Annotated in this window: 24 protein-coding genes; 7 read left to right on the top strand and 17 right to left on the bottom strand. The window is 60.4% G+C overall.

The genetic code is table 11. The features are described 5' to 3' along the window. The first annotated feature begins 113 nt into the window (after positions 1-113). Entirely contained in the window at positions 114-1874 is a 1761-nt protein-coding gene (locus RAC79_RS04475) for a penicillin-binding protein 2 (RefSeq protein WP_142844805.1), read from the top strand. A 54-nt stretch (positions 1875-1928) separates the two neighbouring features. On the opposite strand, the gene rarD is transcribed toward RAC79_RS04475, so the two are convergent. From rarD to alr, 15 genes are all read right to left on the bottom strand, one after another. Continuing rightward, entirely contained in the window at positions 1929-2837 is a 909-nt protein-coding gene (gene rarD / locus RAC79_RS04470) for an EamA family transporter RarD (protein ID WP_035237103.1), read from the bottom strand. Between the two features lie 472 nt (positions 2838-3309). Continuing rightward, entirely contained in the window at positions 3310-4398 is a 1089-nt protein-coding gene (locus tag RAC79_RS04465; RefSeq protein WP_065654108.1) for a LuxR C-terminal-related transcriptional regulator, read from the bottom strand. Positions 4399-4493: 95 nt separating this feature from the next. Further along, the gene (gene pip, locus RAC79_RS04460) at positions 4494-5450 is read right to left on the bottom strand and encodes a prolyl aminopeptidase (protein WP_174039016.1); all 957 of its coding nucleotides are present in this window, start codon (positions 5448-5450) and stop codon (positions 4494-4496) included. Next, on the bottom strand, positions 5447-5932 hold the full coding sequence (locus tag RAC79_RS04455; RefSeq protein WP_174039017.1) for a GFA family protein: 486 nt from the start codon (positions 5930-5932) through the stop codon (positions 5447-5449). The genes pip and RAC79_RS04455 overlap by 4 nt, the downstream gene beginning before the upstream one ends. Continuing rightward, positions 5929-6393 carry a GFA family protein gene (locus tag RAC79_RS04450; protein ID WP_078054103.1) on the bottom strand — a complete coding sequence of 155 codons (465 nt, stop codon included), beginning with the start codon at positions 6391-6393 and terminating at the stop codon, positions 5929-5931. The genes RAC79_RS04455 and RAC79_RS04450 overlap by 4 nt, the downstream gene beginning before the upstream one ends. After that, on the bottom strand, positions 6393-6866 hold the full coding sequence (locus RAC79_RS04445; RefSeq protein ID WP_174039018.1) for a GFA family protein: 474 nt from the start codon (positions 6864-6866) through the stop codon (positions 6393-6395). The genes RAC79_RS04450 and RAC79_RS04445 overlap by 1 nt, the downstream gene beginning before the upstream one ends. Next, the gene (locus RAC79_RS04440) at positions 6863-7231 is read right to left on the bottom strand and encodes an endonuclease domain-containing protein (protein ID WP_174039019.1); all 369 of its coding nucleotides are present in this window, start codon (positions 7229-7231) and stop codon (positions 6863-6865) included. The genes RAC79_RS04445 and RAC79_RS04440 overlap by 4 nt, the downstream gene beginning before the upstream one ends. Before the next feature lie 253 nt (positions 7232-7484). Further along, the gene (cysS, locus tag RAC79_RS04435; protein WP_174039020.1) at positions 7485-8870 is read right to left on the bottom strand and encodes a cysteine--tRNA ligase; all 1386 of its coding nucleotides are present in this window, start codon (positions 8868-8870) and stop codon (positions 7485-7487) included. Positions 8871-9087: 217 nt separating this feature from the next. Then, the gene (locus tag RAC79_RS04430) at positions 9088-9831 is read right to left on the bottom strand and encodes an SDR family NAD(P)-dependent oxidoreductase (RefSeq protein ID WP_174044163.1); all 744 of its coding nucleotides are present in this window, start codon (positions 9829-9831) and stop codon (positions 9088-9090) included. A gap of 144 nt (positions 9832-9975) precedes the next feature. Further along, complete coding sequence (gene purF, locus RAC79_RS04425) at positions 9976-11484, bottom strand: amidophosphoribosyltransferase (protein ID WP_003520704.1); 1509 nt, start codon at positions 11482-11484, stop codon at positions 9976-9978. Between the two features lie 139 nt (positions 11485-11623). After that, on the bottom strand, positions 11624-12211 hold the full coding sequence (locus RAC79_RS04420) for a CvpA family protein (protein WP_035261832.1): 588 nt from the start codon (positions 12209-12211) through the stop codon (positions 11624-11626). Positions 12212-12300: 89 nt separating this feature from the next. Beyond that, complete coding sequence (gene radA / locus RAC79_RS04415) at positions 12301-13707, bottom strand: DNA repair protein RadA (RefSeq protein WP_035217985.1); 1407 nt, start codon at positions 13705-13707, stop codon at positions 12301-12303. A 6-nt stretch (positions 13708-13713) separates the two neighbouring features. Further along, on the bottom strand, positions 13714-14004 hold the full coding sequence (locus tag RAC79_RS04410; protein ID WP_142844814.1) for a type II toxin-antitoxin system RelE/ParE family toxin: 291 nt from the start codon (positions 14002-14004) through the stop codon (positions 13714-13716). Then, positions 13961-14272, bottom strand: coding sequence for a type II toxin-antitoxin system ParD family antitoxin (locus RAC79_RS04405; protein WP_142844815.1), 312 nt, complete (start codon positions 14270-14272; stop codon positions 13961-13963). Before RAC79_RS04405 ends, RAC79_RS04410 begins: the two co-directional genes overlap by 44 nt. Positions 14273-14337: 65 nt before the next feature. Further along, on the bottom strand, positions 14338-15513 hold the full coding sequence (gene alr, locus RAC79_RS04400) for an alanine racemase (RefSeq protein ID WP_142844816.1): 1176 nt from the start codon (positions 15511-15513) through the stop codon (positions 14338-14340). Between the two features lie 86 nt (positions 15514-15599). Between alr and RAC79_RS04395 the strand changes: the two genes are divergently transcribed. The 3 genes from RAC79_RS04395 to RAC79_RS04385 all read left to right on the top strand — a co-directional run bounded on the left by RAC79_RS04395 (position 15600) and on the right by RAC79_RS04385 (position 17596). Continuing rightward, positions 15600-16457 carry an AraC family transcriptional regulator gene (locus RAC79_RS04395; RefSeq protein WP_161987832.1) on the top strand — a complete coding sequence of 286 codons (858 nt, stop codon included), beginning with the start codon at positions 15600-15602 and terminating at the stop codon, positions 16455-16457. Between the two features lie 135 nt (positions 16458-16592). Beyond that, positions 16593-17297 (top strand): AzlC family ABC transporter permease, encoded by a 705-nt coding sequence (locus RAC79_RS04390; RefSeq protein WP_065654095.1) that lies wholly within the window; start codon positions 16593-16595, stop codon positions 17295-17297. Next, complete coding sequence (locus RAC79_RS04385) at positions 17294-17596, top strand: AzlD family protein (protein WP_003520714.1); 303 nt, start codon at positions 17294-17296, stop codon at positions 17594-17596. The genes RAC79_RS04390 and RAC79_RS04385 overlap by 4 nt, the downstream gene beginning before the upstream one ends. A gap of 99 nt (positions 17597-17695) precedes the next feature. On the opposite strand, the gene RAC79_RS04380 is transcribed toward RAC79_RS04385, so the two are convergent. Further along, the gene (locus RAC79_RS04380) at positions 17696-19192 is read right to left on the bottom strand and encodes a replicative DNA helicase (RefSeq protein WP_003520716.1); all 1497 of its coding nucleotides are present in this window, start codon (positions 19190-19192) and stop codon (positions 17696-17698) included. Positions 19193-19504: 312 nt separating this feature from the next. Between RAC79_RS04380 and RAC79_RS04375 the strand changes: the two genes are divergently transcribed. The 3 genes from RAC79_RS04375 to RAC79_RS04365 are packed head-to-tail and all read left to right on the top strand — an operon-like array spanning position 19505 to position 22789. Beyond that, positions 19505-19960 carry a MarR family winged helix-turn-helix transcriptional regulator gene (locus RAC79_RS04375; RefSeq protein WP_065654093.1) on the top strand — a complete coding sequence of 152 codons (456 nt, stop codon included), beginning with the start codon at positions 19505-19507 and terminating at the stop codon, positions 19958-19960. Next, positions 19957-21702 carry an MFS transporter gene (locus tag RAC79_RS04370; protein ID WP_174039023.1) on the top strand — a complete coding sequence of 582 codons (1746 nt, stop codon included), beginning with the start codon at positions 19957-19959 and terminating at the stop codon, positions 21700-21702. Before RAC79_RS04375 ends, RAC79_RS04370 begins: the two co-directional genes overlap by 4 nt. A gap of 19 nt (positions 21703-21721) precedes the next feature. Then, positions 21722-22789: an HlyD family secretion protein gene (locus tag RAC79_RS04365; RefSeq protein ID WP_174035856.1), complete on the top strand. Its 1068-nt coding sequence runs from the start codon at positions 21722-21724 to the stop codon at positions 22787-22789. A 260-nt stretch (positions 22790-23049) separates the two neighbouring features. Here RAC79_RS04365 and rplI read toward each other — a convergent pair whose 3' ends face one another. Beyond that, entirely contained in the window at positions 23050-23625 is a 576-nt protein-coding gene (gene rplI / locus RAC79_RS04360) for a 50S ribosomal protein L9 (RefSeq protein ID WP_003520720.1), read from the bottom strand. Between the last annotated feature and the right edge of the window lie 8 nt (positions 23626-23633).

Raw genomic sequence — 23633 nt, 5'->3', positions numbered from 1 at the left:
CCTCGCCCCGCCCGCTCTTTTCATGGCCCCGCGACCGATCCTGTGCCAGCGTCAATAAGGCGTTGGTGTCGCGAAATTCGTTTCGCCGCCATGAGAGTGGGTGTCATCGGGAAATGATTGCTTTTGTGGTGCGGCTCAAAAGCCGGGCGCATTTTATTATTCAGAGAAATTCCGCGCAGGGCAGGGAGGCGCTCCTCGGTTCCGCCGCCCGCCGCAGGGTCGACGCGCGCATGAGGCTCGGCATCCTGATCGCCGTCTTCGTCGCCATCTATGGCGTCGTCGCGGCGCGTCTCGTCCAATACGGTCTTGCCGAACCGGTGGCGACCGCATGGATCAATACCGGTGCCAACGCCGTCGCCTCCCGTCCGGATATTATCGATCGCAACGGCACGCTTCTGGCGACCGATCTCAACATGGTCTCGCTCTATGCGGATCCGCGCCGGATCGTCGATCCGGATGAGGTGGTGGAGAAACTCGCGACCGTCATTCCCAATCTCGACTGGCGTGAAACGCACCGCCGGTTGCGCTCGGATACCGGCTTTCAATGGCTGCGACGCCAGCTGACGCCCCGGCAGCAGGCGGATATTCTCAATCTCGGCATACCGGGCATCGGCTTCCGGCCGGAAAAGCGGAGGTTTTATCCGGGTGGCCCCACCGCTTCGCATATTATCGGCCACGTCAATGTCGACAATCAGGGGCTTGCCGGCATGGAGCGTTATCTCGACCAGCAGGGCCTGGCCGATCTGCGCGCCGTGGGTCTTGCCAGCGGCGCGCCGCTGGAGCCGGTGCGTCTCTCCATCGATCTCAGGGTACAGAACATCGTCCGCGAAGTGGTCGTGAAGGCGAAAAGCGCCTATCAGGCCGAAGCGGCAGGTTCAGTGATCCTCGATGTGGAGACGGGCGAGGTGCTGGCCATGGCCTCCGTGCCGGATTACGATCCGAACGAACCTTCCCGCACCCTTGCCGATGGCAGCATAGACAAGGAGTACGAAAAGGGATGGTTCAACCGGATGAGCAACGCCACCTTCGAAATGGGCTCCACCTTCAAGAGTTTTACGCTCGCCATGGGGCTGGATGCCGGGGCGATCACACTGGGTTCGGTGGTGGATGCGTCGCGGCCGATCCGCATGGGCGGCTTCACCATCAAGGATTTCAAGGGCCGGAACCGGCCGCTCTCCATTCCGGAAGTGTTTCAATATTCATCGAATATCGGCACGGCGGCGGTGGCCGACAAGGTTGGCGTCGAAGGCCATCAGCAGTTCCTGACGAAGCTCGGGCTTCTCACCCGGATGGACACGGAAATGCCGGGCGTTGCGACGCCCACCCAGCCGAGAAACTGGAAGAAGATCAATTCCGTCACCATCTCCTTCGGCCACGGCGTCGCCACCACCCCGTTGCAGACGGCGGTGGCCGCTGCCGCGCTGATCAATGGCGGCAACCTGATTTCGCCGACCTTCCTGCCGCGTTCGAAAGAGGCTGCCGCATCGCTCGCGCGCACCGTCATCAACGACAGGACGAGCGCCGATATGCGTTACCTGTTCAACTGGAACGGCATCAAGGGTTCCGGCCGTGGCGCGCAGGTGGAAGGATTTCATGTGGGCGGCAAGACCGGAACCGCCGACAAGGTGATCAATGGCCGTTACGCCAAGGATATCAATTTCAACGCCTTCGTGGCCGGTTTTCCCATGCACAAGCCGAAATATGTTGTGCTGACGATGATCGACGCCCCGAGAACCGGCGTGAACGGCGGGCGCACGGCGGCCTCCACCGCAGCCCCCATGACCCGCGAAATCATCGCCCAGACGGCAGGCCTTCTCGGCGTTAAACCGCGTTTCGGCTATGATGCCAACCCGCAATTGCTGGTGGATTATTGACGCCACTTCTCCCCATTCCCGTGATGAGCAAAGGAATGAGGGAAGCAGCCCGGATTACCGCTTGAGCCGCAGCAGGCTGGAGCCGGTATAGATCGCCAGCGCCACCCAGATCATCGCAAAGGCGGCCATGCGCACCATGTCGAACGGCTCCTTGAAGACGAAGATGGCGATGAGGAAGATCATCGTCGGCGCGATATATTGCATGATGCCAATGGTCGACAGCCGCAGCAGTTTCGCGCCATTGCCATAGAGGATGAGCGGCACGGCCGTGATGAGCCCGCTTGTCGCCAGAAGCCAGGTATCGGCGGAATTGCCGCCCATGAAATGCGCCTGTCCGTTGAAAGCAAGCCAGATCATCACCAGCACGGCGGGGATGGACAGAAGCATGACTTCCAGCAGGAAGCCCTGCGTCGCGCCAATCGGCAAAGTCTTGCGGAAAAAGGCGTAAAAACCCCAGGACACGGTGAGCGCGATGGACACCCAGGGCAGGCTGCCCGCATGCCAGGTGAGGATGGCCACCGCCAGCGCCACGAGGCCGATGGCGGCGATCTGCGCCGGATAGAGCTTTTCCTTGAGGAGAACCGCACCGAGGAAAATACTGAACAGCGGATTGATGAAATAGCCAAGCGCGGCATCGAGCGCGCGGCCTGCGCCGATCGCCCAGATATAGACGCCCCAGTTGATGCTGATGAGGATGGCCGTCAGGCTGGCCATTGCCAGCATCTTGGGGGTTCTGAGCGCGGTTCTGATTTCCGCCGTGCGCCCGAGCGCAATCAGCACAACCGCCGCAATCGGCACCGACCAGACGACGCGATGGACGATGACCTCGATCGGCGAAATATGCGCAACCGCCTTCATGTAAAAGGGAAGAAACCCCCAGAGCAGATAAGCGGAAAGCGCGAAAGCAAAACCGCGCGCGCTGTCGCCGCCCTCCTGGGCCGGGAGCGATTTGTCGAGTGCCATGGGGAGTACCGCCAATTGTTCGGATAGCGTTTTATAACGGATCGCCACAGTGGCGGCCAATTCATTTCCGTGAAGGGTTCATGAGAAAAACTGCATGGAACAGGTGCGTGCCTGTTCTTCCGCTGTCATCGGGGCGACCCCACATATTTCTTTATCCTGTGTCCCCCGAATTGGGGAGGAATGCGCCGCCCTGTTATGCGACTTGTGCCGTCATTGCAGGATGGGAAGATAAAATTCATGGGCGAGTTCGATATTGCCGCAAAAGTTTTCGGCGTTGCCGGTTATGTACTCGTCGCGGCGTTTTTTGCTTGTCAGACGCTGAGGGAACAGCTACGCCGAAGCGGAAAAGTGACTTTGGCCGGACTGCTGGGTTTTATCCTGTGTCTCCTGTGGCCGCTGGCCGTTCTTCTCGTGCTCGCCGCCATCCATTGCCGGTCTTTTGGAACGGCGCGTTCCGGCAGAAGCAGGTCCGTCATTGTTCGATGGTTCTGATGCTCGCAATAGCGGCTATGAAATCCGCCTGACGAGACATTCCCGTTTTTGACAGGATCGCTTTCACATGCGATCTGACGGTTTCCCTGCCGACGGAAAGATGGTCGGCCACGGCGGCGACATCGCTTCCCGTCGCCAGTTCGCGCGCCACCTTCGCCTCGGCTGGCGTCAGATCGAACAGGCCCCTGATGATGTCGGCGGAAGGCAGGCGCTGGCGGTCGACAGGCGTAATGATCATGAACAACGCCGCATTGGTGAAAATATCGCGCGCGCCGCCTTCCACGGGCACGACATGGACGACGGCCGCAGGATGATCCTCCACCCTAGGCAAGGGAAGCGATCCGCTTGCACCGCTGTGAGCGACCCGGCTTCGTTCGAGCAACCGGGCTAAAAAACTGTTGGCAGGGGCATGCTGGAACCGAATTCGGTCGAAAGCCGCTGTCACTATACGCGGTGACATCCGTTCCAGCAGGTCGTTGACGGCAAGCGCCACGCCATCGGCCCGAAGAACGGCGGCGGGAAGACCGGCGATCTGCAAGGCCTCGGTTGCGGCCCGGACGCGCTCGAATTCCAGTCTGCTGGACATCATCGCCGCCCGCGCGAGATGCGGCCGAAGGCTGTCCAGATAGAGGATGGCGGAAGTGGTGACAGGCCCTGTCGCCGCTTTTTTCTCCACCGCGAAAATCATGCGGTCGCCGCTGGGGGCGGTAATGAAGGTGGATGTTCCGAAGCCATAACCGAGCGGCTGCATCACCTGCGTAAAGATTGGCTGGGAATTGTAGTCTTCGGCGGTGAAATAATCCGCCTCGTTGATGAAACCCTCGTGCTCGATGGTCAGCAGCCTGGCAGCGCGCGAATTGCGGCCGAGCCAGCCCTCGTTCACCATTTTCTGAGTGAGGTCGGCAAGCGAGTCCGAAGCGAGGGACCGCGCAGCCGTTTTGCCGGTGTTGAAGAGCGCTGTGCCATGGCCACCGGCGCCGTTCGCCATGACATCCAGCACCTCTCGCCACCGTTCCGGCACGAAGGCTGCTTCGTAAATCAGGTCGAGCGTCTTGAGGATGTCGTTCACAAAATGCCCCCTAATGCGTCATTCGTTCCAGCCGCAAACCAGCGATTGCACGATCTTTGCCAAGATCTGGTAAACCGAAGGGCAGGTGCAGCGGATTATTTTTCCGCAAAGCCGTCGTTGGCGCGGATCAGTTGGTCAAGAATGCCTGGCTCGCTCATCGCGTGTCCGGCCGCCTCGATGATGTGGAAATCCGCCTTCGGCCAGGCCTTGGCCAGTTGCCAGGCATATTTCAGCGGGCAGGGCATGTCATAACGCCCATGCACGATGACGCCGGGAATATCTTTCAGTTTGCCGGCGTCGCGCAGCAATTGCCCTTCCTCCAGCCAGCCGCCATTGACGAAGAAGTGGTTTTCGATGCGGGCGAAAGCGATGGCGTATTTATCTTCGCCGAAATCCTCGACCCGGTCGGGATCGCTGACGAGCGAGATGGTCGCCCCTTCCCACTGGCTCCATGCCTTGGCGCATTCGAGTTTCTTTGCGTCGTCGGTGCCGGTGAGATAGCGGTTATAGGCCTGCATCATCTCGCCGCGTTCGGCTTGCGGGATGGGCGCGATGAATTTTTCCCACCGATCCGGATACATTTCGGAAACGCCGAACTGGTAATACCAGTCCAGTTCCGGTCTGGTGACGGTGTAGATGCCGCGCAGAACCAGTTCGCTGACGCGGTCGGGATGGGTCTCGGCATAGGCGAGCGCCAGCGTCGAGCCCCAGGAACCGCCGAAAACCAGCCATTTTTCGAAGCCGCAGAGTTCGCGCAGCCTTTCGATATCGGCAACGAGATGCCATGTGGTGTTGGCTTCAAGTTCGGCATGCGGCGTGGAGCGGCCGCAGCCGCGCTGATCGAACAGGATGACGTCGTAAAGGGCGGGATCGAAAACGCGGCGATGCGTGGGGTTCACCCCGCCGCCGGGGCCGCCATGCAGGAAAACCGCCGGTTTTCCACCGCGCGTGCCCACCCGTTCCCAATAAATCGTGTGGCCGTCCCCGACATCGAACATGCCGGTCTCGAAGGGTTCGATCTCGGGGTAAAGGCCGCGCAATTCTTCGGTCATGGGTCATCGTCCTTCGCTGGCCATTCGGCCGTATCATGGTCCGGGTGCTGGTAATTTTTCACCCTAGGGGGAGGGCTATCCGTTGCAGGTTCCGGCTCGACCGGCAAGCCATCGAGTGAGCTGAACCAGTGCATTTTACCGGCGAGATTGGATTGCGCCTCGGGCCTCACCCGCTGGGGTTCGTCCAGCGAACCGAGGGTGATATTGATGAAATCGGCGCCCGGCATGTCATAGAATAGCGGCGTGCCGCATCTGCCGCAGAAACCGCGACGCACGTGATCGGAAGACTGGAACCACGCTGCTTCGCCACGGGTCATTTCAAATTGCGTAAGCGCAGCTGCGGCAAGCGGCATGAAATAATTGCCCGATGCCTTCTGGCACATGCGGCAATGGCACAGATGCGGATAACGAAGACCGCCTTCTATCCGATAACGCACTGCGCCGCACTGGCATCCGCCGCTGAAACCCTCGGCCCCGCTCATGCGCGCTCGTCTTCCGGCGGCCAGACCTGCGTGTCGTGATCCGGGTGCTGATAGGAGGTGATCTCCGCCTCGTCCACGCCCTGTTCCACGGCCGGTTTGCCGAACAGCTGCTCGATCCAGGGCATGCGCTTGTGGAAATTGACCTGCACCTGCGGCTCGATCCGCTCGGGCTCATCGAAAGCGCCGATGGCGATCTCCACGCCGCCGGGATAATGATAGGTCAACGGCGTGCCGCATTTGTTGCAAAAACCGCGATGGATTTTTCCCGAAGATCGGAAGAGGGACGGCTGGCCGCGTGTCCAGGTCAAATGAGCCTGATCGGCGCTGACCAGCGCGCCGAAAAAATTGCCGAAATGTTTCTGGCACATGCGGCAATGGCAGATGGAGGCCCGGCCGAGCTTGCCCGCATGGAAACGCACGGCGCCGCACTGGCAACCGCCGGAAAATCCCGCTTCGCTCATCATCTGTTCTCCGGTGGCCAGTTTTCAGTGTCGTGGTCGGGATGCTGGTAGGAAACGAGATCGGCGAGGTAATCCACCTGCGTCAGGTCGTCTTCGGTGGCAACGGCAGGCAGCGTGTGAACCGTGTCGACGAAATCGATCTTGCGTTCCACGCCCCACTGAATGGTCGGCGGCAACGCGGCCGGATCGTCGAAGGCCCCGGCCGCCACCGCCACACCGTCAGGCGCTTCATAAGTCAGCGGCGTTCCGCATTCAGGGCAGAAACCGCGCTTGACGACGCTGGAGGACTGGAAGCGTTTCGGCTCTCCCCGCGTCCATTCGAATTCCACGCCGCGCACCGAAACCAGCGGCGCGTAATAGGCCCCGAAAGCCTTCTGGCACATGCGGCAATGGCATATGGAACTGTCTTTCAGTTCACCGGAGGCGCGAAAACGGATCGCGCCGCACTGGCATCCGCCGGTATATGTCGTCATGGTCGGTCCTCCTTCACCATTCGGATAATGTGGAGACAGACATTGTCGATGTCTCCGAGGATATCCTCGTTCCAGAAACGGAGGACTGTCCAGCCGTCTTCCTGAAGCCGCGCAGTTCTTGCCTGATCGTAGCGCAGTGCCGCTTCAGATGTGTGTTGAGAACCGTCTACCTCAACAATCAGACGATGATCCGAACAGGCGAAATCAACGATAAAGCCGGCAATCGGCATTTGTCTGCGAAAACTTAGTCGTTCAAGGCGATGAGCGCGAATGGCATTCCAGAGCTTCAGCTCGGCATCCGTCATGACTTTACGCATCTGCTTCGCATATTGGCGATGCATCGGATCTACGTCTGCATGCGGCATGATTTGGCTCGCTGTTTAGTGCCTCAACTTAGATTGGTTGAGGTAACTCAAAACCGCAAGCGGATTGTGGTGACCGTCGGCCCCCCCTCTGCCCTGTCGGGCATCTCCCCCACAGGTGGGGAGATCGGCTAGAAGCACACTCCCCGCTCCATCCGCAGCGTCAGAGTTGGGCGAGCGGTCACCGCGATTGATCTCCCCACCTGTGGGGGAGATGCCCGGCAGGGCAGAGGGGGGTGAGCCTCGAATGCGGAGCCTACCGCTTCAACTCCCACGTCGTCGTCCTCTCCCCGGTCTCCTTGTCCTTCCCATCCTTCAACTGAATGCCCTTCTCGGAAAGCTCGTCGCGCAAACGATCCGCTTCCGCAAAGTTCTTCGCCTTCAACATTTCCAGACGCAATTCCACCAGCGCATCGACGGCCGAAACGATGGCCTCGTCCATTTCCGCCTTCTTCGGCAGCACACCGAGCAGGGCAGCACTCGCCGCAAAGGCGGGCAGCCTGGATGGATCGGTGTTGGCAGCATGCGCCAGCGCATGCAGCGCCTGTACGGCGGCAACGGTATTGAGATCGTCGGCAAGCGCTTCGAGCACGGTTTCATCCGGTGCAGCATCGGAGGCTTCCGCCGCTGGCCATTTGGCGAGCAGGCGTTCGGCTTCTTCCAGACGCTTCACCGAAAAATCGATCGGCTCGCGATAATGCGTCATCAGCATGGCAAGGCGCAGAACCTCGCCGGGCCATTTCCGGCCGCCGAATTTCTCCGTGTGCAGCAATTCGTAGATCGTCACGAAGTTGCCCTCGGACTTCGACATCTTGCGGCCTTCCACCTGCACGAAGCCGTTATGCATCCACACATTGGCCATGACATGCGTGCCGTTGGCGCAGCGCGATTGTGCGATTTCGTTCTCATGGTGCGGGAAGATGAGGTCGAGCCCGCCGCCATGAATATCGAAGACCTCGCCGAGATATCGGCCGGACATGGCCGAGCATTCGATGTGCCAGCCCGGACGGCCGCGACCCCAGGGGCTTTCCCAGCCCGGTTCGTTGTGGGAGGACAGTTTCCACAGCACGAAATCGCCGGGGGTCTTCTTGTGGGCCTCCACCGCCACGCGCGCGCCGGCCTGCTGTTCGTCCAGCGGCCGCTTGGAAAGCTGGCCGTAATCGGCCATCGAGCGGGTGTCGAACAGCACCTCTCCGCCAGCCGTGTAGGCATGGCCGCGGGCGATCAGCTTCTCGATGAGGTCGATCATCTCGGCTATATAGTCGGTGGCGCGCGGTTCGACGGTCGGCGGAAGGCAGCCGAGCGTGGCCACATCCTCATGGAACTGGTCGGCGGTCTTTTTCGTCACCGCATGGATGGCGTCGTTCAGCGGCAGATGCGGATAATCCCTCAGCGCCCGCGCATTAATCTTGTCATCGAGATCGGTGATGTTGCGGGCATAGGTCACATGGTCTTCGCCAAAGACGTGGCGCAGCAGCCGGTAGAGAACATCGAAAACGATGACCGGGCGCGCATTGCCTATATGAGCAAAATCATAAACCGTCGGACCGCAGACATACATGCGCACATTGTCAGCGTCGATCGGTGCAAATTCCGCTTTTTCGCGTGTGAGTGTATTGTGAAATTTCAGGCGCAAGGACATGCGGCAGTTCCCTAAAGGCAGAATATTATCCTGGCCGGAACGTTTATCTTTCTTGACCTTGCGGGAGACGAAAACGATCTGGCCGGTGGCGAACCAGCAAAAAAAATCTCAGCAGCAGGTGCAGATCATCGTTCTCATATCTTGCTTTATGGCGCGGCGGTGCGGCCCGGTCAAGAGCAACCGTGGTGGCCAAACCGCCGCCCCGAGCGGAAAATATTCACTCTGGCTGACGGTAATCCACGAATTTTCCTTCGCGCACGACGAAGAGTTTACCGGTCTCTTTGAGATCGGGCGAGGCGAGCGGAAGAATGGCTGCGGCCACCTCAGATGGATGCGGCACGGTGGCCGGGTCTTCGCCGGGCATGGCCTGCGCGCGCATCGCCGTGCGCGTGGCGCCTGGATTGATGCTGTTGACGCGAAGCGCGCTCTTCTGCGTTTCCGCCGCCCAGGTGCGGGCCAGCGCTTCGACTGCCGCCTTGGAGGTGGAATAGACACCCCAGAAGGGGCGACAGCTATGGGCGGCGCCCGAGGACAGGATCAGCGCGCGGCCGGCATCCGACTTCAGAAGCAGCGGTTCGACCGAGCGGATCAGTCGCCAGGTGGCGGTGACGTTGATGTTCATGACCCTTTCGAAGACTTTCGCCTCGATATGGCCAACCGGCGAGATGACGCCGAGAACGCCGGCATTGGCGACGAGAATATCGAGCTTGCCCCAGCGCTCGAAGATATTCGCGCCCAGCGCATCGATGGCCTTCATGTCGGAGAGATCGAAGGGAACCAGCGTCGCCGTGCCGCCGACGGCCTTTATGGCGTCGTCCAGCTCCTCAAGGCCGCCCACCGTGCGGGCGCAGGCGATGACATGCGCCCCGGCCTTGGCGAGCTCCAGCGCCGTGAAATAGCCGATGCCGCGCGATGCGCCGGTAACGAGAGCGATGCGGCCCTTGAGATCGATAGTCGTCATTGTCTCCCCCGAAATGATTGCGCTTCCTTCTACGAAGCGCCGCTGGCTTTTCGCAAGCGATCATATCGTCGCATGCGATGACCTGAACAAAAGGCAAGAAAAAAGCGGCCACCGGAAGCCGGATGGCCGCTTGTGTGAGGCGTATCAGCCGTTGCTGGCCAGCATGGAAATCTTGCTGCCCATCGCCTCGCCATTCTGGTCGAGAAGGCGGGTCGGGTAATCGCCGGTGAAATAATGGTCCGTGAACTGCGGACGGGCCGGGTTGCGGTTTTCGCCGCCAACGGCGCGGTAAAGTCCGTCGATGGACAGGAAGGCCAGCGAATCGGCGCCGATATATTTCGCCATCGCCTCGACATCGGCATATTGGTTGGCGAGCAGCTTGTCTGCGTCCGGCGTGTCGATGCCGTAGAAGTCCGGATGGAAGATCATCGGGCTCGCAACGCGGATATGCACTTCCTTGGCGCCCGCCTCGCGGATCATCTGCACGATCTTCACCGAGGTCGTGCCGCGCACGATGGAATCATCCACCAGCACCACGCGCTTGCCCTCGATCATCGCCCGGTTGGCGGAATGCTTGAGCTTGACGCCGAAAGCGCGGATCTGCTGCGTCGGCTCGATGAAGGTACGGCCGACATAATGGTTGCGGATGATGCCGTATTCGAAAGGAATACCGCTTTCCTGCGCAAAACCGAGTGCTGCCGGCGTGCCGCCATCGGGAACCGGAACCACCACATCGGCTTCCAGCGGCGCTTCCTTGGCCAGGTTCATGCCCATGTTCTTGCGCGTCGTATAGACGTTGCGGCCGCCGACGACGGAATCGGGGCGGGCGAAATAGACATATTCGAACAGGCAGAGACGCTCCGGCTGCGGCTTCGAAGGCTTGCGCGCATCGATGGTGATCGAACCGTCAGGCTGGATTTCGCAGATGATGACTTCGCCGTTCTCCACGTCACGAACGAACTTCGCACCGATGATATCGAGAGCGCAGGTTTCCGAGCAGAAGATCGGCTTGCCATCCAGCTCGCCCATGACCAGCGGGCGGATGCCGATCGGGTCACGCGCGGCAATAAGCTTGGTGCGCGTCATCGCCAGCATCGAATAACCGCCTTCCATCTGGCGGATGGCGTCGATGAAACGATCGGCGGTGGAGGAGTGGCGCGAGCGGGCGATGAGGTGAAGGACGACTTCGGTATCCGACGTCGACTGACAGATGGCGCCGGTGGCGATGATCTGGCGGCGAAGCGTCAGGCCGTTGGTGAAATTGCCGTTATGGGCAATGGAAATGCCGCCTTCTTCCAGTTCGGCAAACAGCGGCTGCACGTTGCGCATCGCAACTTCGCCTGTCGTGGAATAACGGGTGTGGCCAATGGCGATGGAGCCGGGCAGGCGGGCAAGGGTTGCGGGATCGGTATAATGATCGCCGACGAGGCCCATATGGCGTTCCTGATGGAAGCGCTTACCGTCGAAGGAGACGATGCCCGCTGCTTCCTGGCCACGATGCTGAAGCGCATGCAGCCCGAGAGCGGTCAGCGCCGAGGCGTCGGCATGGCCGAGAATGCCGAACACGCCGCATTCTTCATGCAGCGTGTCGCCGTCAATCTCTTCCTTGAAAGTGGCCCCCGGGAACGGGGAATGCGAAAGCGGCTCAATCATCCGGCTTGCCCTTGCTCTCTACCGAGAAAAAAAGAAAGACCTCTCCGGTGAGTATTTCCCCCGGTCGGTCCGTCTGTGTCGTGCTTGATATTTAGCACAAATAGCGCGCCTTGCATGCATTGCAAGGCGCGACACTGTGTCAATTATTCGTTGCCGGCGGATTTGTTGCCGGCACATCTTCCGCAGGCGCCTGCGTGGCTGCCGGCTCCTGTGGTTTTCCGAGGATGCGGGCGCGGATTTGCGGTTCGATATCGTCAGGCAGAACCGCCTCCAGCTTGCCCACCAGCCCGTCTAGGAAGGGCTTGGACTTCGCCTGCGTCACCCATTCCGGCTGCGTCTTCACATCCACCAGCCAGTTCCAGAAGGCGACCGCGACGACAAGCAGCAGAATGCCGCGCGCCGCGCCGAACAGGAAACCGAGCGTGCGATCCAGCGCGCCGATGCGGCTGTCGATGATGAAATCGGCAATGCGCGAGGTGATGAAGGAAATCACGATCAGCGAGACGAGGAAGACCACGCCCGCCGAACCGGCAATGGCGATCTTGTCGTCATCGGTATAGTTGCGCGCATAGGGCAGCAGGACGGGATAGAGATAATAGGCAGCGGCGACCGAACCGCCCCAGCTCGCAATCGACAGAATCTCGCGTGAAAAACCGCGCACCATTGCAAGAAGGGCGGAGAAAAGAACAACGGCGATGACGATGCCGTCGAAAATTGTAATGGGCATATACCAACTCCGGAGGTGCGACGCCTTGTCAGACGCTGCCTTGCCAATTTTGCGATCCTCTTACACCACTGTTTCCCTTGGCGAAAGGATCAATATTCGTCGTCCTCAACCTGTTTGAACCGGTTGCCGGAGCCGGCGATGCGGGCCACGAGGTCCGGAAGGCTTTCGATTTCCGTCCAGCGTCCCTTGCCGCCTTTCGGCAATTCAGCCGAAGCAGAAGGCAGAAGTGCGGCGGAAAAGCCAAGTTTTTCAGCTTCTTTCAATCGCTGGCCCGTATGCGAAACCGGCCGAACCGCGCCCGACAGGCTGATTTCGCCGAAATAAACACAATCGGCGGGCAGGGCAAGACCGGCAAGCGATGAAACCAGCGCCGAGGCAATCGCCATATCGGCGGCCGGTTCGGAAATGCGGTAGCCGCCGGCGACATTCAGATAGACATCATGCTGGCCGAGCTTCACCCCGCAATGGGCCTCCAGCACGGCCAGAATCATGGCAAGCCGTGAACTGTCCCAGCCGACCACGGCGCGACGCGGCGTACCCAGCGAAGTGGCAGCGACCAGCGCCTGCACTTCGACGAGCACGGGTCGCGTGCCCTCGATGCCGGCAAAAACCGCAGCACCCGGCGACTTTTCGTTGCGTTCGCCGAGAAACAGTTCGGAGGGGTTGGAGACTTCCCTGAGGCCGCGATCCGACATTTCGAAAACACCGATTTCATCGGTCGGCCCGAAGCGATTCTTGACGGTGCGCAGGATGCGATGATGATGTCCGCGGTCGCCTTCGAAATAAAGCACGGCATCGACCATGTGCTCGACCACGCGCGGACCGGCAATCTGGCCTTCCTTGGTGACATGGCCGACGAGCACCATGGTCGCGCCGGTCTGCTTGGCGAAACGGATCATCGCCTGCACACCGGTCCGCACCTGCGTCACCGTGCCGGGGGCGGAATCGGCCGTATCGCTCCACAGCGTCTGGATGGAATCGATGATGACGAGATCGGGCCGCTTGCCTTCGGAAATTGTGGCCAGAATATCCTCGACATTGGTTTCCGCCGCCAGCAGCACATCGGTTTCCGCAGCCCCGAGACGCTGCGCGCGCAGGCGCACCTGCGCCACCGCCTCTTCGCCCGAGACATAGATGATGCGGTGTCCGCGCCGCGAAAGAGCCGCTGCGGCCTGCATCAGCAACGTCGATTTGCCGATGCCCGGATCACCGCCGATCAGAACCGCCGAACCGCGCACGAAACCGCCGCCGGTCGCCCGGTCGAGTTCGCTGATGCCGGTCGGAATGCGCGGCGCTTCCTCGATCTCGCCGGAAAGCGAGGTGAGCGTGACGGGTCTGCCCTTCTTCGGCACCTTGCCGGGCCCGGAGCCGATGCCGCCCATCGGATCCTCTTCGACGATGGTATTCCATTCGCCGCAGCCTTCGCATTTTCCCGCCCAGCGGGTGTGAACCGTTCCACAGTTCTGGCACACGAATTGGGTCTTGGCTTTGGCCATGTTATGTCAGTTTGCTTCTTGTTTGAAATGGTCGGCGGAAATGTCTTGGTGGCCGTGAAGCACGCGCAGCACATACATTTTATTATCATCGACAATGAAATAGATGCATCGCTCACGATAAGGGAAGGCCCGCAAATTCGGCGCGAAACTTCGAGGTACGCCCGTTATCCCATATCGCGCCAGCGAGATCATTTTGCCGTTGATGTCGTCTAGAAAGCGTCTGGCAGCAACGGGATTGAATTGGGCAATGTAATTATGATCGGCCAGAAGATCGTGCAGCGCCTGTGCGGTGACCACTAGACGCCTTCGCTCCATTCTGCTCCTCCGCCAGCTTCATAATGTGTGCAGTAAAATCATCTGCACTGGAGAACTCCATAACCCGTCCAGCCTCCACATCATCAAGCCCTTCCTGAATCAGTCGTTGAAGCTCTACAAGCTTGCCTTCCTTGCTGCCCAGCAAACGCAGACCCGCTGAGACGACCGAATCCGCGTCCTTAAAGACGCCCGCCGCCACCTGCTCCTCGATGAACTTCTCGTCCTGCTCGCTCAAATGGATTTCGGGCATTTCGATCTCCTTTTGTTCTCTTCTAGCACAGGTGGCCGCAGCTTTCCAAGGGCTAAAGGCGCTGCTCAGTCGTCGGCCATCAGATATTGCCGTTCGTAACGCAGGCCAAGCCCCGTCAGCATCTCGTAACCGATGGTGCCGGCCGCCCGCGCGGTCTCGTCGACAGGCACATTGGGACCGAACAGCTCGATATAGTCGCCGGCACGGATGGCATTGGCCGGAACATCCGTCACGTCGAAAATGGTGAGGTCCATGGTCACGCGGCCGGCGACCGGCACCCTGTGGCCGTTGACGACGCCATAGGCGCCGCCATGGCCCATTTCGCGCAGCGGAATGCCGGAACCGGAAAGCGAACGCTGATATCCATCCGCATAACCGACGGAAGCGATGGCAAGGCGGCTTGCGCGCTTCAGCAGAAAGGTGCCGCCATAACTCACGGTCTGGCCTTCGCCCGCTTCGCGAATCTGAATGATCCGCGCTTCGGCTGTGGCGACGGGACGCATCGGGTTCGCCATGCCGTCGACCGCTTCGCCGCCATAAAGGGCGATGCCGGGGCGGGTAAGGTCGAAATGATAGTCCGAGCCGAGGAAGATACCGGCGGAAGCCGAGAGGCTTGATTCGATGCCTTCGAAAGCGGCGCTAACCTTTCGGAATGATTCGAGCTGGACCCTGTTCATCGGCGAAGACGGCGTGTCGGCGCAGGCGAGATGCGATAGCACCAGAACCGGGTCGAAACTCGCCGGCCGCGTCACGTCGTCAGCCAGAAACAGCGCGTCATCGAGCGGCAGACCGAGGCGGTTGAAGCCGGTATCCACATGCAGCGCGCAGGGGTGATCGCCCCGCTCGGCAACCGTCGCCATCCAGAAGGAGAGCTGTTCTTCGGAGGCGAGAACCGGCACGAGATCATTGTCGAAGACCTGACGCTCCTGGCCCTGCCAGATGCCGGAAAGCACGAAGATGCGCGCTTCCGGGGCATAGGAACGCAGGGTCGCGCCCTCTGCCACCGTCGCCACGAAGAAATCGCGCGCGCCGGCGTGGTAAAGCGTCGCTCCGCAATCCTCGATACCGAGACCGTAGGCATCGGCCTTGACCACCGCCGCCGTCCGCGCCCCCCCGGAACGCTTCTTCATGTCCCGCCAATTATCGGCGAGCGCGCCGAGATCGACGGTCAGCCTCAGCGGTGCGTGCTCGAAAATGTCGGTTTCGTTTTCGGGAAAGCTGTCTTCGAAGTCGTCTGTCATGCCATGCGTCCGGTTGATCTTGAACCGGTTTGGACCCTAGCACTTTTGTTCAAGACGGTAAGGATGGAATGTTTTAAACTCACGCTATGCACAATGTTTCGCAGGAACAGGCCATAGATGTCATGCCGATTGCGACGACGGAAACCACCCGTTTCTGGCGCGACAGGCGTTTTGGCGGCATGGAGTGCCTGAGCGCGACTTTTCTGACCCATGAATATTCGCCGCATGCGCATGATACCTTCTCGATCGGCGCGATCGAAAGCGGTTCGCAAATTTCCACCATTCAGGGCACCACCGAACAGACGGGGCCGGGGCATCTTTATCTCATCAACCCGGATGAGGTTCACGATGGCGCACCGGGCGGCGGCGGTTATCGCTATCGGATGATCTATCCCGATATCGGCTTGCTCCGCGATATTATCGAGGATGTGACGGGCAGGGCGTTTCACGGCACGCCCTCCTTTCCGAGATTTTTGCCCCGCGATCCGCAGATGGCGGCGGCTTTCCAGATGGCGCATCGGCGGCTGGAGGAGAAATCCGGCGCTCTGGAGGCGGATGAGGGCATGTTCTCGGTTCTCGCCGCCCTGTTCGGCAGGCACGGCAGCGCCATTATCCTGCCCGTCGAAACACGCGAGAAAACGGCGGTTTATACCGCCCGCGATTATCTTTCCGACAATTACGAGACCGATATCGGCCTAGAGGAACTGGCCTCCATCGCCGGTCTCAGCCGTGCGCACCTCATTCGCGCTTTCAGGAAAGAGTTTCACATTACCCCGCATGCCTATTTGACGGATGTGCGCATCCGCAGGGCGCGCCGGCTTCTGCGCGCCGGCGAGATGCCGGCCGAGGTGGCGGCGATGTGCGGTTTTGCCGACCAGGCGCATTTCACCCGACATTTCAAGGCCCGCACCGGTGTCACACCGGGGCAGTTTCGGGTAGCCTGAGTTCAAACCCCGCATTTCCGTTCGGAAATGCGACAAAAAAAGCGGCGCTTCAGCAGAAAACCGCCTGACATCACTTTCGTTCAAGACCGAACAATGTCGCAAGCGTAATCCCTCTCTTTCGAAAGGGAGAATGCGATGTCCATATCGGGAAAAGGCACGGAATTCAGCGCGGGATTGCGGGCAGCCGCGCCGTTGCTGGTCGCCATGGTGCCCATCGGCGTGGTCTTCGGCGCGGTCGCCATCGGCAAGGGCCTGTCGCCGCTCGAAGCTTCGCTGATGTCGCTGCTGGTCTTTGCCGGCGGTTCGCAATTCGTGGCGATGGATTTATGGACGCATCCGGCAAGCTGGAGCGCACTCGGCTTTGCGGCGCTGCTGGTCAATCTGCGCCATGTGCTGATGAGCGCCTCTATAGCCGGCAAGCTGGATGATTTCAGGGGCTGGCGCAAATATGCCGCCATGCTGGTGCTGACGGATGAATCCTGGGCATTGTCGGAATTCCGTGTCATTGCCGGCCGGTTGACGGCGGGTTTCTTCACCGGTGCTGCGCTCTCCATCTATCTCGTCTGGAACCTCGCAACCCTTGCCGGCGCGCTGCTCGGTGCGGTGGTGGGGGACATGTCGGTCATCGGTCTGGATTTCGCCTTTCCCGCCGTCTTCATCGTGCTGCTCATGGGGTTCTGGAAGGGCAGGGAAACCGGCTTCGTGCTTCTGGCAAGCGCCGCTGCCGCCTGTCTCACCCACGCGCTGGTTCCCGGCGCCTGGTATATCGCCGCCGGCGCGCTGGCGGGTCTGGCCGTCGCCGCCTTTGGCCACGAGGAACAGGCGGAGCAGCCGGCATGACACTCGATCCGAATACGCTGCTGACAATCCTTGCCATGATGGCGGCAACCGTCGCGACGCGCCTTGGCGGCCTGTTGCTGGTCACTCATTTTACACTGACGCCACGCCTGAAAAAGGCGCTCGGCGTGGTGCCGCCCGCCGTCCTGATGGCCGTGGTGACACCGACGGCGCTCGCCAGTGGGCCGGCGGAAACCATCGCCTGCGCAATCACCGCCATCGCGGCGCTGCGCCTCAGCCTTCTGCCGGCCGCAACGCTCGGTGTTGCCGCCGTGGCGCTGCTACGCGGAATCGGATTGTAAAAAAATCCTGCCAAAGTCCTGAAAAGATTCCGGACTCTGCGTTCGAAATGCAACGGGCGCAGCGAGGGCAAAAATACATCACCCTCGCTGTGCTCCAGATCAATGTTCTTCGTACTGGCTGAAGCTCGGATCGGCCAGATCCGTAAAGCGGGTGAATTCGGACTGGAAGGCAAGCTTCACCGTGCCGGTCGGTCCGTGACGCTGCTTGGCGATGATGACGTCGGCCGTGCCTTTCACCTTGTCGAACAGCGCTTCCCATTCGGCATATTTGGGATCGGAAATATCGCGCGGCTCCATGTTCTTGACGTAATATTCCTCGCGGAACACGAAAAGCACCACGTCGGCGTCCTGCTCGATGGAGCCGGATTCACGCAGGTCGGAAAGCTGCGGGCGCTTGTCTTCGCGGCTTTCCACCGCACGTGAGAGCTGTGACAGCGCAATGATCGGAACGTTGAGTTCCTTGCCGAGCGCTTTCAGACCCGTGGTGATCTGGGTGATTTCCTGCACGCGGTTTTCGCCGCTCTTGCCGGAGCCGGTCATCAGCTGAACGTAGTCGACCACCAGAACATCGAGGCCGCGCTGGCGCTTCAGGCGGCGGGCGCGGGCGGAAAGCTGGGCAATCGAGATACCACCGGTCTGGTCGATGTAAAGCGGCACCTTCTGCATCATCTGGGAGCAGGCAACGAGCTTTTCGAAGTCAGCCTCGGTAATGTCACCGCGGCGGATTTTCGAGGAGGAGACTTCGGTCTGCTCGGAAATGATACGGGTGGCGAGCTGTTCTGACGACATTTCGAGCGAGTAGAAGCCGACGACGCCGCCGTTCTTGGCTTTGTACGATCCGTCCGGCTGCACTTCCTGCTCATAGGATGCGGCGATATTGTAGGCGATGTTGGTCGCAAGGGAGGTCTTGCCCATACCCGGACGACCCGCAAGCACGATAAGGTCGGAACGCTGCAACCCGCCCATGCGGGCGTCGAGCGAATGAATGCCGGTGGAAATGCCGGAGAGATTGCCGTCGCGTTCGAAGGCCGCGCCCGCCATGTCGATCGCCAGCGCCACCGCATCGTTGAAGGACTGGAAACCGCCATCGTAACGGCCGGTTTCCGCCAGCTCGAACAGGCGGCGTTCGGTGTCTTCGATCTGCGCCTGCGGCGGCATGTCGAGCGGCGCGTCATAGGCGATGTTGACGACATCCTCGCCGATCTGGATCAGCGCGCGGCGCAGCGCCAGATCATAGATCGCGCGGCCGTAATCTTCCGCATTGATGATGGAGACGGCTTCCGCCGCAAGGCGCGCGAGGTACTGCGCCACCGTCAGATCGCCGATCTTGTCGTCGGCGGGCAGGAAGGTCTTGATCGTCACCGGATTGGCGGTCTTGCCCATGCGGATGATATCGCCCGCCACCTCGAAAATCTTGCGGTGCAGCGGTTCGTAAAGGTGCACGGGCTTCAGAAAGTCCGACACGCGGTAATAGGCGTCGTTATTGACGAGGATGGCGCCGAGCAGCGCCTGTTCGGCCTCGATGTTGTTCGGCGCTTCGCGGTAATGCGGTTCCGCCGGTTGCGCGGGGGTGATCTTTCTCACAGCGTCGTTCATGGTTTGCGCGATCTCCCTTTGCCTTTGTCCTTGAACCTCGGGTTTGGCTTTCTGGGGCATGGCAGTCAATGATAATGTTGCAACACTCTATGGCAGGCTGACGTCCGCTCTGCGAAGCTCGATCACTTCTTCAGTTGTCCCCAGCAATCCACAGGCGGGTTGGGGACAAGGCGCCGGATCCTTCCGGCAAGGTGATTCGCTGCCATGAGTTTATCGCATGGCAGACCCGGCGTGAAAGAAACTTGAAAATCGTCAGTCTTACGAATAAATAGGCAGAAAATAAGTAGTGTGCTAATTATAAGGCTTGCTGACATGTCCCGCGAGACCGACAAGGAACAGCTTCTGGATGAAGTCTCCGCTTTTACCCGCAAACTGCGCGCGTTTTTCGATGCGCGGGTGGGGGAGAGCGGGCTGACGCTTGCACGGGCGCGAGCGCTTTTTGCACTCTCGCGTCGTGGACCGCTGACGCAGACGGAGCTTGCCGAGGAAATGGAAATCGAAACGCCGACGCTGGTGCGGGTGCTCGATGGCATGGAGAAACAGAACCTCATCGAACGCCGTTCCGATGAGAACGACCGCCGCGCCAAACGCATCCACATGACGGCGGAAGGGGAGAAAACCTCCGAGACGGTGCAGGCGATGGCGAAGTCGCTGCGCTCCGAGATTGCCGCCGATATTTCTTCGCAGGAACTGGCCATGGCGCTCGATGTCATGCGCCGGCTTTCGGCCAATCTGCAACATCTGGCGGCGGGGAGGGCGCAATCGTGAGTACCCCGGTGCCGCAAACCGCAGATGAGGCCGCTGCCCGAAATGCCGAGGCGGTCTCCAAACCCGCCGACCTTCCGGAAGAGGCTGTGACGCCGATGAGTGCTTCGGGCGCGGCTGAAACAGTGACAGAGCCTGCCGCCGCCGCACCTCAGCCGGCCGAGCGGCCGCTATGGCTGCGGCTGTGTTTCATCTTCGCGGGCCTGTCGTTCTTCATTACCCAGGGTCTGGGCATGAACCTCGTCATGGCCAATATCTACCAGTTGCAGGGCGAGTTTTCCGCCACCGTGGCCGAGGTCGCCTGGCTCTCCGCCGCCTATATGGCGCCCTATGCCACCTTTTCCATTGCGCTGTTCAAGGTCCGGGCGCAATATGGCCTGCGGCCTTTCGCCGAAGTTTCGATTATCGTGTTTGTCGTCGCTTCCTGTCTCAACCTGTTCGTGACAGACCTGCATTCGGCAATCGTTATCCGTTTTGTCAGTGGCATGGCAGCCGCACCGATCTCGTCGCTCGGCTTTCTCTACATTCTGGAGGCCTTTCCGCCTGCGCGGAAATTCTCGCTCGGTTTCAGCATAGCGCTGACCGGTACGCTGCTGTCGGCGCCGCTCGCGCGCATCGTCTCGCCATCCCTCTTGGAAATCGACGGTTGGAATGCGCTCTATTCCATGGAAGTGGGATTCGCGCTGATCGCTTTCGCCATGATCTATGTGCTGAAAGTCACGCCGCCGCCGCGCGCGAAAGTTATCGAGCGCATGGATATTCTGAGCTATCTTCTGTTTGCAGGTGGTCTCGGCTGTCTGGCGGTCATGCTCACGCTCGGCCGGTTCTACTGGTGGTTCGAAACATGGTGGCTGGGCGTCCTTCTGGCAGCGTCGATCACACTTCTGACCCTCATGGCTTTCATCGAATTGCCGCGCAAGAACCCGCTGCTCGACCTGCGCTGGATTTTCTCGAAAACCAACCTGCACATTATTGCGGTCCTGCTCGTCTACCGCGCGGTTTCCTCCGAGCAATCCTCAACGGCGGTCAGCTTTTACCAGCAGCTCGGCCTGCTGAACGAACAGACGACAACACTTTATGCGCTTGTGCTTTTGGCGACCGTTCTCGGCGGTGCGGCCTGTGCGTGGCTGATGCTCACGAAATACGTCGATACCGCCCACGTGATTGCGCTGGCGCTGATCGCTGCCGGTTCGTTCATGGATAGCCAGTCCAACAATCTGACGCGGCCGGGTGAGATGTATCTCAGCCAGATGATGATCGCCTTTGGCGCGGCCATGTTCCTGCCGCCCGTCATGGCAAAGGGTTTTGCCGCCGCACTGGCCCGGGGTGCGCCCTATCTGGTGAATTTCATCACCATCTTCCTGTTTACCCAGATCACCGGATCGATGCTGATGACCGGCCTGCTCGGCAGTTTCGTGACGCTGCGGGAGAAATTCCACTCCAATATTCTGGTGGAAAATATCCTGCTCACCAATCCGATGGTCGCCCAGCGCGTCTCGCAGCTTTCCGGCGCTTACAGCCATGTCATCACCGATCCGGCATTGCTGAAGGCCGAGGGGCTGTCGCTGCTTGGCCAGCAGGTCAGCAAGGAGGCCTATGTGCTTGCCTATAATGATACGTTCCTGCTGATCTCCGTCGTCTCTGCGCTGGCGCTGGCCGCGCTTTTGATCCACCTTGCATGGCTGCGCATCCGTCCTTTCCTTTTCCGGGAAGAAATCGATGCCGCACCGGCACCACAGTCTTGAACATTCCAAGAGTGACAAAATGCTGAAGAAGTTTTTTACCCCCGTTTCCATTCTCGTGCTGCTCGGCGGTCTCGCCGGCGTGGCGCTGGTGCTTTACGCCTGGCGGCTGCCGCCGTTCCTTTCCACCGTCGAAATGACCGACAACGCCTTCGTGCGTGGTTATGTCACGACGATGAGCCCGCAGGTGAGTGGCTATGTGGTGGACGTGCCGGTGAAGGATTATCAGGAGGTCAGCCAAGGCGCGCTGCTGGCGAAGATCGACGACCGCATCTACCGCCAGAAGCAGGCGCAGGCGGAAGCAACGCTCGATACGCAGAAGGCGGCTCTCGATAATTCCCGCCAGCAGGAAAATGCGGCCAATGCCAATATTCTTTCCAGCCAGGCGGCGGTCGACAGCGCGCAGGCCTCGCTGAAACAGGCGCAGCTCGCATCCGACCGTCAGGATAACCTCATCAAGAGCGGTGCGGGAACCTCCAGCCTTCAGGAAGAGGCCCATGCCGCCCTCGAAAAGGCGCGGGCTTCGCTTTCGCAGGCCAAGGCGGCGCTTGAGGTTTCGCGGCAGGATTTGCAAACCATCATCGTCAACCGCAGCTCGCTGCAGGCGGCCGTCGCCAATGCTGAAGCGGCCGTCGAGCTTGCCAGGATCGACCTTGCCAATACCGAAATCCACGCGCCCGTGGATGGCAGGCTCGGTGAAGTCGGCGTCCGCACCGGCCAATATGTCACCGCCGGAACGCAACTGATGGCCGTCGTGCCGCATGATGTCTGGGTCATCGCCAATTTCAAGGAAACCCAGCTTGCGGGCATGCAGGTCGGCCAGCCGGTGACGATCGCCGTGGATGCGCTGCATCGCCGCAAGCTTACCGGCCATGTGGAACGGTTCTCGCCCGCCACCGGCTCGGAATTCGCCGTCATCAAGCCGGATAACGCGACGGGCAATTTCGTAAAGATCGCCCAGCGCCTCGGCGTGCGCATCGTGATCGATGCGGATCAGCCGCTGGCGGCGGAGCTTTCGCCGGGCATGTCGGTGGTGGTGCATGTGGATAAGAGCAAGGCGCCTGAGGGAGCGGAGACGGCGGAGAAGTAGTAGGAAAGTTTGGTGGCTGCGGCTTCACCCCCCTCTGTCCTGCCGGACATCTCCCCCTCAAGGGGGGAGATCGGCAAGAGGCACTGCCACCACTTCATTCGCAAACGTTGAGATGGGCGAGACCTAATCGCGAGTCGATCTCCCCCCTTGAGGGGGAGATGCCCGGCAGGGCAGAGGGGGGTATTCTTCCGCGAATTCAACCCAACAAAAAACCCCGGATGTTTCCATCCGGGGTTTTCCTTTGACCGTTAAGCCAAATCTTACTCGTCGTCGCCGTCGCGATCGGCTTCCGGATCGAAGAAGTCTTCCGGACGCAGCGCGTCTTCGTCAACGCCGTAGATGGCGTCAGCGGAGGTGAGGCTTTCGCCCTTGGCCTGACGCTCGGCTTCTTCAGCCGAACGGGCAACGTTCAGCTCAACTTGCAGCTCGACTTCGGCATGCAGGTGAAGGGTAACGTTGTGCAGGCCGATGGTCTTGATTGGCGTGTTCAGTTCAACCTGGTTACGGCCGATGTTGAAGCCTTCTGCGCCGAGGATTTCAACGACGTCGCGAGCGGCGACAGAGCCGTAGAGCTGGCCGGTTTCGCCAGCCGAACGGACGACGATGAAGGATTTGCCTTCCAGAGCCTCGGCAACCTTCTGGGCTTCCGACTTGCGCTCGAGGTTACGGGCTTCGAGCGTTGCGCGCTCGGTTTCGAAACGTGCCTTGTTGGCAGCGTTGGCGCGCAGCGCCTTGCCCTGCGGCAGCAGGAAGTTACGGGCGTAGCCGTCGCGAACCTTTACGGTTTCGCCCATCTGGCCGAGCTTGTTGATGCGTTCGAGAAGAATGACGTCCATCTTCTTGA

It is taken from the genome of Agrobacterium sp. LR_9 (assembly GCF_041954855.1).
Classification (GTDB): domain Bacteria; phylum Pseudomonadota; class Alphaproteobacteria; order Rhizobiales; family Rhizobiaceae; genus Agrobacterium; species Agrobacterium leguminum.
This window is presented reverse-complemented; position numbering and strand designations above follow the sequence as displayed.

Bases quoted from the DNA above. Each gene is read 5' to 3' on its own strand.
- RAC79_RS04440 (WP_174039019.1), bottom strand. From the start codon at position 7,231: ATGCCGCATGCAGACGTAGATCCGATGCATCGCCAATATGCGAAGCAG.
- cysS (WP_174039020.1), bottom strand. From the start codon at position 8,870: ATGTCCTTGCGCCTGAAATTTCACAATACACTCACACGCGAAAAAGCG.
- rplI (WP_003520720.1), bottom strand. From the start codon at position 23,625: ATGGACGTCATTCTTCTCGAACGCATCAACAAGCTCGGCCAGATGGGC.
- RAC79_RS04445 (WP_174039018.1), bottom strand. From the start codon at position 6,866: ATGACGACATATACCGGCGGATGCCAGTGCGGCGCGATCCGTTTTCGC.
- RAC79_RS04405 (WP_142844815.1), bottom strand. From the start codon at position 14,272: ATGCCCGAAATCCATTTGAGCGAGCAGGACGAGAAGTTCATCGAGGAG.
- RAC79_RS04375 (WP_065654093.1), top strand. From the start codon at position 19,505: ATGTCCCGCGAGACCGACAAGGAACAGCTTCTGGATGAAGTCTCCGCT.
- RAC79_RS04385 (WP_003520714.1), top strand. From the start codon at position 17,294: ATGACACTCGATCCGAATACGCTGCTGACAATCCTTGCCATGATGGCG.
- RAC79_RS04365 (WP_174035856.1), top strand. From the start codon at position 21,722: ATGCTGAAGAAGTTTTTTACCCCCGTTTCCATTCTCGTGCTGCTCGGC.
- RAC79_RS04430 (WP_174044163.1), bottom strand. From the start codon at position 9,831: ATGACGACTATCGATCTCAAGGGCCGCATCGCTCTCGTTACCGGCGCA.
- rarD (WP_035237103.1), bottom strand. From the start codon at position 2,837: ATGGCACTCGACAAATCGCTCCCGGCCCAGGAGGGCGGCGACAGCGCG.
- alr (WP_142844816.1), bottom strand. From the start codon at position 15,513: ATGACAGACGACTTCGAAGACAGCTTTCCCGAAAACGAAACCGACATT.
- radA (WP_035217985.1), bottom strand. From the start codon at position 13,707: ATGGCCAAAGCCAAGACCCAATTCGTGTGCCAGAACTGTGGAACGGTT.
- pip (WP_174039016.1), bottom strand. From the start codon at position 5,450: ATGACCGAAGAATTGCGCGGCCTTTACCCCGAGATCGAACCCTTCGAG.
- RAC79_RS04395 (WP_161987832.1), top strand. From the start codon at position 15,600: ATGCACAATGTTTCGCAGGAACAGGCCATAGATGTCATGCCGATTGCG.
- RAC79_RS04455 (WP_174039017.1), bottom strand. From the start codon at position 5,932: ATGAGCGGGGCCGAGGGTTTCAGCGGCGGATGCCAGTGCGGCGCAGTG.
- RAC79_RS04450 (WP_078054103.1), bottom strand. From the start codon at position 6,393: ATGAGCGAAGCGGGATTTTCCGGCGGTTGCCAGTGCGGCGCCGTGCGT.
- RAC79_RS04380 (WP_003520716.1), bottom strand. From the start codon at position 19,192: ATGAACGACGCTGTGAGAAAGATCACCCCCGCGCAACCGGCGGAACCG.
- RAC79_RS04390 (WP_065654095.1), top strand. From the start codon at position 16,593: ATGTCCATATCGGGAAAAGGCACGGAATTCAGCGCGGGATTGCGGGCA.
- RAC79_RS04475 (WP_142844805.1), top strand. From the start codon at position 114: ATGATTGCTTTTGTGGTGCGGCTCAAAAGCCGGGCGCATTTTATTATT.
- purF (WP_003520704.1), bottom strand. From the start codon at position 11,484: ATGATTGAGCCGCTTTCGCATTCCCCGTTCCCGGGGGCCACTTTCAAG.
- RAC79_RS04420 (WP_035261832.1), bottom strand. From the start codon at position 12,211: ATGCCCATTACAATTTTCGACGGCATCGTCATCGCCGTTGTTCTTTTC.